Source organism: Rhizobacter sp. P2_H2, from assembly GCF_056403375.1.
On record NZ_JBFUFP010000161.1, the window covers coordinates 1 to 8015 of the forward strand.

7 protein-coding genes are annotated in these 8015 nt (G+C 68.8%); 2 read left to right on the forward strand and 5 right to left on the reverse strand.

The annotated features are described in order from the left end of the window. The coding region (locus tag AC1D15_RS11545; protein WP_477826078.1) for an Fpg/Nei family DNA glycosylase at positions 1-892 on the forward strand (892 nt) is incomplete at its 5' end. Positions 893-899: 7 nt separating this feature from the next. Here AC1D15_RS11545 and AC1D15_RS11550 read toward each other — a convergent pair. Next, entirely contained in the window at positions 900-2510 is a 1611-nt protein-coding gene (locus tag AC1D15_RS11550) for an S-layer protein (protein ID WP_477826079.1), read from the reverse strand. A gap of 134 nt (positions 2511-2644) precedes the next feature. Between AC1D15_RS11550 and AC1D15_RS11555 the strand changes: the two genes are divergently transcribed. Next, positions 2645-4684 (forward strand): LamG-like jellyroll fold domain-containing protein, encoded by a 2040-nt coding sequence (locus AC1D15_RS11555; RefSeq protein ID WP_477826080.1) that lies wholly within the window; start codon positions 2645-2647, stop codon positions 4682-4684. A 26-nt stretch (positions 4685-4710) separates the two neighbouring features. Here the strand turns inward: AC1D15_RS11555 and AC1D15_RS11560 are convergent, their stop codons facing one another. From AC1D15_RS11560 to AC1D15_RS11575, 4 genes are all read right to left on the reverse strand, one after another. Further along, complete coding sequence (locus AC1D15_RS11560) at positions 4711-5490, reverse strand: molybdopterin-dependent oxidoreductase (RefSeq protein WP_477826081.1); 780 nt, start codon at positions 5488-5490, stop codon at positions 4711-4713. Beyond that, positions 5487-6104, reverse strand: a complete 618-nt coding sequence (locus AC1D15_RS11565; protein WP_477826082.1) for a cytochrome b/b6 domain-containing protein — start codon at positions 6102-6104, stop codon at positions 5487-5489. Before AC1D15_RS11565 ends, AC1D15_RS11560 begins: the two co-directional genes overlap by 4 nt. A gap of 3 nt (positions 6105-6107) precedes the next feature. Further along, positions 6108-6752 carry a hypothetical protein gene (locus AC1D15_RS11570; protein WP_047501724.1) on the reverse strand — a complete coding sequence of 215 codons (645 nt, stop codon included), beginning with the start codon at positions 6750-6752 and terminating at the stop codon, positions 6108-6110. A gap of 84 nt (positions 6753-6836) precedes the next feature. Next, the coding region (locus AC1D15_RS11575; protein WP_477826083.1) for an efflux transporter outer membrane subunit at positions 6837-8015 on the reverse strand (1179 nt) is incomplete at its 5' end.

Consider the following 8015-nt stretch of genomic DNA (forward strand, 5'->3'; position numbering starts at 1 on the left):
CACTCGCGCCATGCCGGAGTTGCCAGACATCACCGTCTACACCGAGCGCCTGGCCGAAAAGGTGCAGGGCTGCGCGCTGCAGCGCGTGATGGTGCTGCACCCGTTCCTGCTGCGCACCGCGCAGCCGCCGCTGCCGCAGGCCGAGGGCCGCACCGTGGTCGGCATCGAGCGGCTGGGCAAGCGCGTCGTGCTGGCGCTGGACAACGGCCTCTTCCTCGTGATCCACCTGATGATCGCCGGCCGGCTGCGCTGGCTGCCGCCGGGCGGCAAGCCGCCGGGCAAGATCAGCCTCGCCGTCTTCGAGTTCGACAGCGGCACCCTGGTGCTCACCGAGGCCGGCACGCAGCGCCGCGCATCGCTGCACGTGGTGGCCGACCGCGCAGCGCTGCAGGCGATGGACCCGGGCGGCATCGACGTGCTGACCGCCGACCTCGCCACCTTCAGCGAGCGCCTGCTGCACGAGAACCACACGCTGAAGCGCCAGCTCACCGACCCGCGGCTGTTCAGCGGCATCGGCAACGCCTACTCCGACGAGATCCTGCACCGCGCGCAGCTGTCACCGATCCTGCTGTCGAAGGCGATGCAGCCGGCGCAGGTCGCGCAGCTCTTCGACGCGACGCGCGCGGTGCTCACCGAGTGGACCGAACGCCTGCGCGCCGAGGCCGGCGACTGGCCGGAGAAGGTCACCGCGTTCCACCCGCAGATGGCCGTGCACGGCCGCTTCGGCCAGCCCTGCCCGGTGTGCGGCACGCCGGTGCAGCGCATCGTGCATGCCGACAACGAGACCAATTACTGCGCGCGTTGCCAGACCGGCGGCAAGCTGCTGGCCGACCGGGCGCTGTCGCGGCTGCTGAAGGCGAGCTGGCCGAAGAACGTCGACGAGCTGCCCTGAGCGATGCCTACGGCGTGACCGTCACGAACACCGGGTTCGAATAGAACCACAGGCTGCCATAGTTGCGGTCATTGATGGCGTTCACGCGGGCGGTGTTGTCGGCGCCGGCGGTCTGCTGGTCGGCCAGCGGCTCGCCGTTGGCGGTCAGCCCTGCCACGTCCGGGGCCAGGTTGGTGCCGCGCAGGCGGAAGTACTGGTTCTTCTTCGCCTCGACCGGGATGCTGACCGCGAAGTAGCCGTCGGCATCGACCTTCCAGTCGGCCGCGGTGAGGCGGCGCAGCACGCGGGTCGAGGCATTCGCCGCGACGGCATAGGCCGGCGTGCCTGGCGCAGCTTTGGCGGTCACGTCGCCGACGATCAGGTCGACGTGGTCGACGACCGGCTTCATGTTGCCGAGCGAGCCGCTGTCCACCGGCTTCTGGTAGTTGTTCAGCGCCGGGCTCTTGAAGCGGATCGTGACCGTCACGCTCTCGCCGGCGGGCACCTTGATCTCCTGGCCCATGAAGCCCTTGCCGGAGGACCCGGTCACACGGAAATCCAGCGCGTTGATCAGGTCGCCGAACACGCCGAACATGCGGCCGTCGCGCAGGCTCTTCGTCAGCCCGCCGACGCCGGCCTGGCCGTCGGCCACCCAGACGTGGTTCTTCGAATACTCGCCCGGGTAGTAGCCGCTGCTGTTGCTGGCCGCGTCGATCTCGAAGTGCGAATCGGAGTCGGCGATGTTCCAGATGCGCCGGCCCTCGCCCAGCAACGCATCCCAGGTGCCGCCCAGCTGGGCCACGATGGCATCGACACCGCCGTAGGTGCGGTTCGGCGCGTTCTCGGGCACGTAGGCCGAGGTGTAGCCGCCGCGGTTCGGCTCCATCTGGTTGCCGACCATGCCCTCGATCATGAACACGATGTCGGGTGCCAGGTCGTTCATCTGGCGCAGGTCGCTGATCGTGTACTTGCCGGGGTTGCGCGACGGGTGGTTGAGGGTCGCGAAGCTGGTCGCGGGGTAGTTCGTCTTCAGCCACGAGATCGCCTGCAGCGCGTCCGCGGCCGTGCTGTTGAAGCGCTGCGGGTACTTCGTTTTCCAGACGGCCACGTCGGCGGGATCGAACTGCGACTCCGCCAGCGTCGTGAAGGCGTACTGGAACTCCTTCGCGCCGCCGGTCGACGCCTGCAGCGCCGGCGCGCCTTCGAACAAGGCCACGCCCAGGTGGTCATGCGTCGGCATGTCCCATTCGAAGCCCGAGAAGATCAGCTTGTCGGCATAGGTGCCGCCGGCCTGCAGCGCCTTGACGCGCGGGATCTCGTACGAGGCCATCCCGTACGCGAACGGGACCGGCGTGGCCAGCAGCGTGCCGTTGTTGTCGTACTTCGACGAACGCAGGTGGTTGGTCAGCGCCATCCAGTCCAGCTTGTAGGTCGCGAAGGCCTTGTTCAGCACGAAGTCCAGCGTCTGCGTCGTGCGCGAGTCATCGGATTGCACGGTGTGCACGTGCAGGTCGCCGGCCGTCCACTTGCCGGCCGGCTCGTTGACGGGGCTGCTGCCGCTGTCGCCATCACCGCCACAGGCGTAGATCAGGGACACGCCTCCCAACAACAACGACAGAAGCTTGATCCGATGGGACATGAACACGATGGATTCCTTCGCAAAAAGGGATGGATCCTAGGAACGCCTCGTGACAACGCAGTGACCCGGTGTTGCGTGCGCGCGATCATCGAACTGTCACGGCAACTGCATATGGCGCCCCTAGAGTGGTTTCCATGAACAAGTACCCCTCTATCCAGCGCCGCAGCCTGCTCAAGATGAGCCTCGCGTCCGCTTCCACGGTCGCCACCGGTGGCTTGCTGGCCGCTTGCGGTGGCGGCGACGGTGACGCCGCGCCCGCATCCACCAGCATCTCCAGCTTTGCGCTGGCGGTGTTGCCCGACACCCAGTTCTATTCACGCTACGCCACGTCCACGGAGAGCAGCCAGTACGAGCGCCACTACGGCAGCGAGCCGTACTTCGCGCAGACCCGCTGGATCGCCGACAACGCGCAACGGCTCAACATCCCCTTCGTCATCCACCTGGGCGACGTGGTGGACCAGGTCGGCAAGCCCGAGCAATGGAAGGTGGCCGACACCGCGATGCAGGTGCTGGAAGTGGCCAAGGTGCCGTACTCGATCCTGGCAGGCAACCACGACGTGCTGAACGACGTCGACTACGACGCGAGCCCGACGACCGGCACCGACACCCAGCGCGTGCTGGCCAACGAACCCTACCTGCAATGGTTCGGCGCGAAGCGCGCCAAGCGCCAGTCCACCTTCGGCGAGCGCGACGGCACCGGCTTCCACGAGTACCACGTCTTCAAGGCGCAGGACCAGCAGTTCCTGGTGCTGTCGCTGTCGTGGCGCATCTCCGACGCCGGCATCGCCTGGGCGCGCGGCGTGATCGCGAGCCACCCGACGCTGCCGGTCATCCTGGTCAACCACCAGTTGCTGAACATCGCACCGGACGCCGTGAGCCCGCTGGAGACCGGCTACGGCAAGATGCTGTGGGAGAAGCTGATCCGCGACAACGACCAGATCTTCATGACGCTGAACGGCCACCATCATGGGGGCGCCCACCTGACCAAGACCAACGACTTCGGCAACGCGGTCGAGGAGATGGTGGTGGACTACCAGATGGCCTACCAGGGCGGCAACGGCCTGATGCGCTTGTATGAGTTCGACCTGACGAACCAGCAGATCAAGGTGCTGTCGTTCTCGCCCTGGGTGCCGATGAAGCCGGCAGACACGCTGAATGCCTTCGACCAGGCCGTGCTGACCGAGCCCAACCACAGCTTCTCCATCGGCATGGATTTCGCGAAGCGCTTCGCCCGCTTCAACCCGGGCTTCGGCACCGGCCAGGCCACGGTGGCATCGTCGCTGGTGGAGCAGGCCAAGGCCCTGGTCCTGAAGGGCTACGACGAGCCCGCGGCCCCGACCCAGCTGGCGGCCAAGGACACCGACGACTACCCCAAGGTGGCCTCCACCATCGCGCACTGGCGTTTCTTCGGCGGCACCGAGGGCGCGGCCGTGGCACCCGGGGCCCAGATCGCTGACGTGACCGGCGCCAACCCGCTCAAGCGCGATGCGCTCAACACCAGCGTGATCGTCGGCGCGCAGGCGGCGGACATCGTCTGGAGCAGCGACCACCACCGCCTGTCGGCTGCACCGGGCTCGGTGGCGTTCCTGAACACCGACAAGAACACGCCGCGGATGAGCTACTTCCTGACCGACACGACGGCGGCCATCAACGCACTCACCTTCGCCGCCACCGGYTACACCATCGAGGCCTTCATCAAGATCGACAAGGCCTGGGACAAGTCGAAGCACGCCTGGATGAACATCATGACGCGCGACGGCAAGCGCGGCGATCTGGCCGGCTTCGACGGCGGCGATCCGGAATCCCCGCCGATGCTGTTCGCGATCTCCAGCCTGCGCGAGGTGCAGTGGGAGGTGGTGCCCGACATCACCGGCGCGCGCGAAGGCGATGCCAGCTGGTCGGGCGAGATCATTGCGGACACCTGGGTGCACATCGCGATCGTCAACGACCCGACGACGCACGACACCGTGATGTACGTCGAAGGGGCGCCGGTGCTGCGCAACACCAGCAACGTGCCGGGGCTGGCCACGCTGTCGGCCGGCTCACCCTGGGTGGTCGGTGCCGGCTCCTGGGACGGCGATCGCGCCGACGGCTTCTTCGGCAAGATCGGTGAAGTGCGCGTGGTGGCCGAAGCCTTGCCGTCCGCCAAGTGGCTGACGGCGCGGCGCACCTGAGGGCGAAGCCGGCTGCTGGCAGCGCATCACAGCCCGCCGAACCAGTTGTAGCCGTGCAGGTCTTCCCAGTAGCCGCTGCTGAACTCGTCGGTGACGGTGAGGCCGACCAGGTGCTTCGGGTTCTTGAAGCCGAGCTTGATCGGAATGCGCAGCCGCAGCGGAAAGCCGAACTCGTCGGGCAGGCGCGTCGCTCCGGCGAAGCCGTGCGCGAGCAGCGTCTGCGGGTGCATCGCGCTCTCCATGTCGATGCTGGTGTAGTAGCCGTCGGCGCAGCGGAACGCGACGTAGCGTGCCGACAGGTCGGCTCCCACATGGCGCAGGAAGTGCGACAGCGGCACGCCGCTCCACTGCCCGATGGCGCTCCAGCCTTCGATGCAGATCAGGCGCGTGATCTCGGTGACGACCGGCAGCGCGCGGATCTCGCCGAGCGTCCACGCGGCAGCATGCTGCACGCGGCCGCGGACCTCCAGCCGCCAACTTGCCTCGTCGATCTCGGGCACCGAAGCTTCCGAGTAGAAGGCGTTGAAGCGGAACGGCTTCGTCAATTGCGCCGGTGTGTATTCGGGCGCGCGCAGGCCGGGGCGCAGCAGCGCTGCCTGGGCTCCGTCGTTGAAGCGCGAGATGCGCCGCAGCACCGCCTGCATGCCCTCGGTGTCGGTCACGTCGCAGCCGGCCAGCAGCGCGGACGCGCCGCCCGCCAGCGACAGGCGCAACCAGGCACGCCGATCGAGCGCGACCCCGCGGGCCTGCAGCTCGCGTGACAGCAGCCTCCATGCGGCATCTTCATCGGCAGGCGTGCGGTTCATCGCGTCTCCTTTCGTGTCTTCCGGCGCAGGCCGAGCATCGGCAACAGCAGCTGCGGCGACGCCAGCGCCAACGCCACATGCCCGACGACGAAGCACGCCAAGGCCGCCATGCCGGTGAAATGGATGCGGCGCGTCATCTCGTAGCCGCCGAGCAGCGCCGACAGCGCCTGGAACTGCACCGGCTTCCACAGGGTGAGGCCCGAAGCCACCTCCAGCGCCAGCACCACCAGCACGCCCAGGTAGGCCAGCTTCTGGATCGCGTTGCGGCCGCCGTCGCCGTGGTCGAACGGGTTGCGCAGGAAGCGCTTCAGGTCCGCCCGGAAGCCCGCCCCGCTCACCGACAGGTAGAGCCGGCGCAGGCGACCGCTGGCAATCAGCGTGACCACCGCCACCAGCCCGTTCGCGACGAACACCCACATCGCGGCGAAGTGCCATTGCAGCGCGCCGGGCAACGAGCCGCCGAGCGTTGCCCACGCGGGGAACGGCGGCAGCCAGAACGGGTCGGCCGCGTAGATCTGCCAGCCGCTCGTGAGCAGCGTGAAGAAGCTCGCCGCATGGATCCAGTGGGTCGCACGGACCCAGCGGGGCGGCCGATCGTTGCCCGGCGCGTCCATGGCTCAGATCGGCGGAATGAAGCCGTCGCGGCCGACCAGCACGATGCGGGCGGTCACCGGACCACCGTCGGTCGGTTGGCCGATCACCATCACCTTGGCGCCAGGCACCACCAGCGCCGGCTGGCCCGGCACGAACTGGCCGAACACGGTGGCGTTGTCGACCAGCACGGCCTGCGTCTTGTCGCCGAAGCGCATCTCCAGCTCGCTGGTGCTGCCCTTCTTCACCAGCTTCGCGACGGTGGCGTTGGTCATCGTGCTGCGCTTGGCCAGGTCCCACGGGAAGTGGCCTTCGTTCAGGCCGCGGGCGCCTTCGGGAAACACCATCACGCCGAGTGCGCGGACCTTGCCGCCGGCCGCAGGCGCCGCGGCGATGCCGAGGTAGCTGTTCTCGCTGACCGCGGCGAGGCTGGTCTTCGAGACGTCCATGACCTGGTAGCCGTCGGGCAGCTGCACGGTGGTGACCGCGCCGTTGCGGGCCTTGATGTCGACCTGGTGGTCGCGCACCGCGACGACTTCGCCGCGAATGTGCACGCTGGGGTCGGCCGCCGAGGCCGTGCCGGCGAGCAGCAGGCCGCCCACCAGGGCGAGCGCCGACGCCATGCGCGGCAGCACGTTGGAAGAGAGGGAAGAAGACAAGGTGAGGAACATTCGGGAACTCCTGTGGAATCGAGTCCCGTACTGTTCCCGGATCAGGGCGGCAGCGGCATCGGTCGAATGTCCGATGCCGGTGGATCAGTTCGCCGCGGCCCGCACCCCGCCCTGCCAGTCACCGCCCAGCGCCTTCACCAGGAACACCGAGCTCAGCTGCCGCTGCCCTAGCAGCTGAGCCGCCTGGCGCTCGCTGGCCAGCAGCGCCTGCTGCGCGGTGATCACGTCGAAGTAGGTCGACGCGCCGCCTTCGTAGCGGCTGGTCGCCATGTCGAGCACGCGGCGCGCCGAGGCCACCGCCGTCTGCGCCTGCGCGCTCGCGCGGTCCAGCGCGGCCAGCCCGGTGATGCCGTCTTCCACCTCCTGCATCGCGGTCAGCACCACGCGCCGGTAATTGGCCACCGTCACCTCGTAGCCGGCCTTCGCGAAGTCGACGTTCGCGCGCGCCCGCCCGCCATCGAACACCGATTGCGCGGCCGACACGCCGATCGACCACAGCAGGCTCGGCGCGTTGAACAGCGTCGACAGGTCGCGGCTCTCGTAGCCGACCGAGGGCGCGAGCATCACGCTCGGGTAGAACGCCGCGCTCGCGACGCCGATCTGCGCATTCGCCGCCGCCATCGCGCGCTCGGCCGCCGCCACGTCGGGCCGGCGCTGCAGCACGTCCGACGGCACGCCCAGCGGGATCGCCGGCGGCTCGAACACCTTCGCCTCGGGCGCGATCGAGAACAACGGCGCCGGCGTGCCGGTCAGCGTCGCGATCGCGTGCTCGAACTGCGCGCGCTGGCGGCGCAGCACGTCGACCTGCGTCAGCGTCGTGTCGAGCAGCGCCTGCTGCTGCGCCACGTCCAGCCCCGAGGCCGCGCCCAGGTCGTGCCGCGCCGTCACCAGCTCCAGCGAACGCCGCTGCAACGCGATCGAGCGCGACAGCACGTCCAGCTCGGTGTCCAGCGCGCGCAGGCTGAAGTAGTCGACCGCCAGCTCGGCCGTCAGCAGCAGCCGCGTGTTCTCCAGGTCAGCAGCCGACTGCTCGGCCGAGGCGCGCGCACCCTCGACGCTGCGCTGCACCCGCCCGGCCAGGTCGACCTCGTAGCTGGCCGACAGCGACAGCGTGAAGTCGTTCTGGATAGTCGAGAAGTTGGTCGAGTTGTAGCTGCTGAGCGGCCGGTTCGCCGAGATGCGCTGGCGCGCATCGCGCGTGCCGAGCGTCAGCTGCGGCAGCTGCGCCGACGAGCCGGCGGCCACCACGGCGCGCGCCTGCGC

Excerpts from the sequence above, each read along its gene's own strand:
- AC1D15_RS11550 (WP_477826079.1), bottom strand. The coding sequence starts at position 2,510 with ATGTCCCATCGGATCAAGCTTCTGTCGTTGTTGTTGGGAGGCGTGTCC.
- AC1D15_RS11560 (WP_477826081.1), bottom strand. The coding sequence starts at position 5,490 with ATGAACCGCACGCCTGCCGATGAAGATGCCGCATGGAGGCTGCTGTCA.
- AC1D15_RS11565 (WP_477826082.1), bottom strand. The coding sequence starts at position 6,104 with ATGGACGCGCCGGGCAACGATCGGCCGCCCCGCTGGGTCCGTGCGACC.
- AC1D15_RS11570 (WP_047501724.1), bottom strand. The coding sequence starts at position 6,752 with ATGTTCCTCACCTTGTCTTCTTCCCTCTCTTCCAACGTGCTGCCGCGC.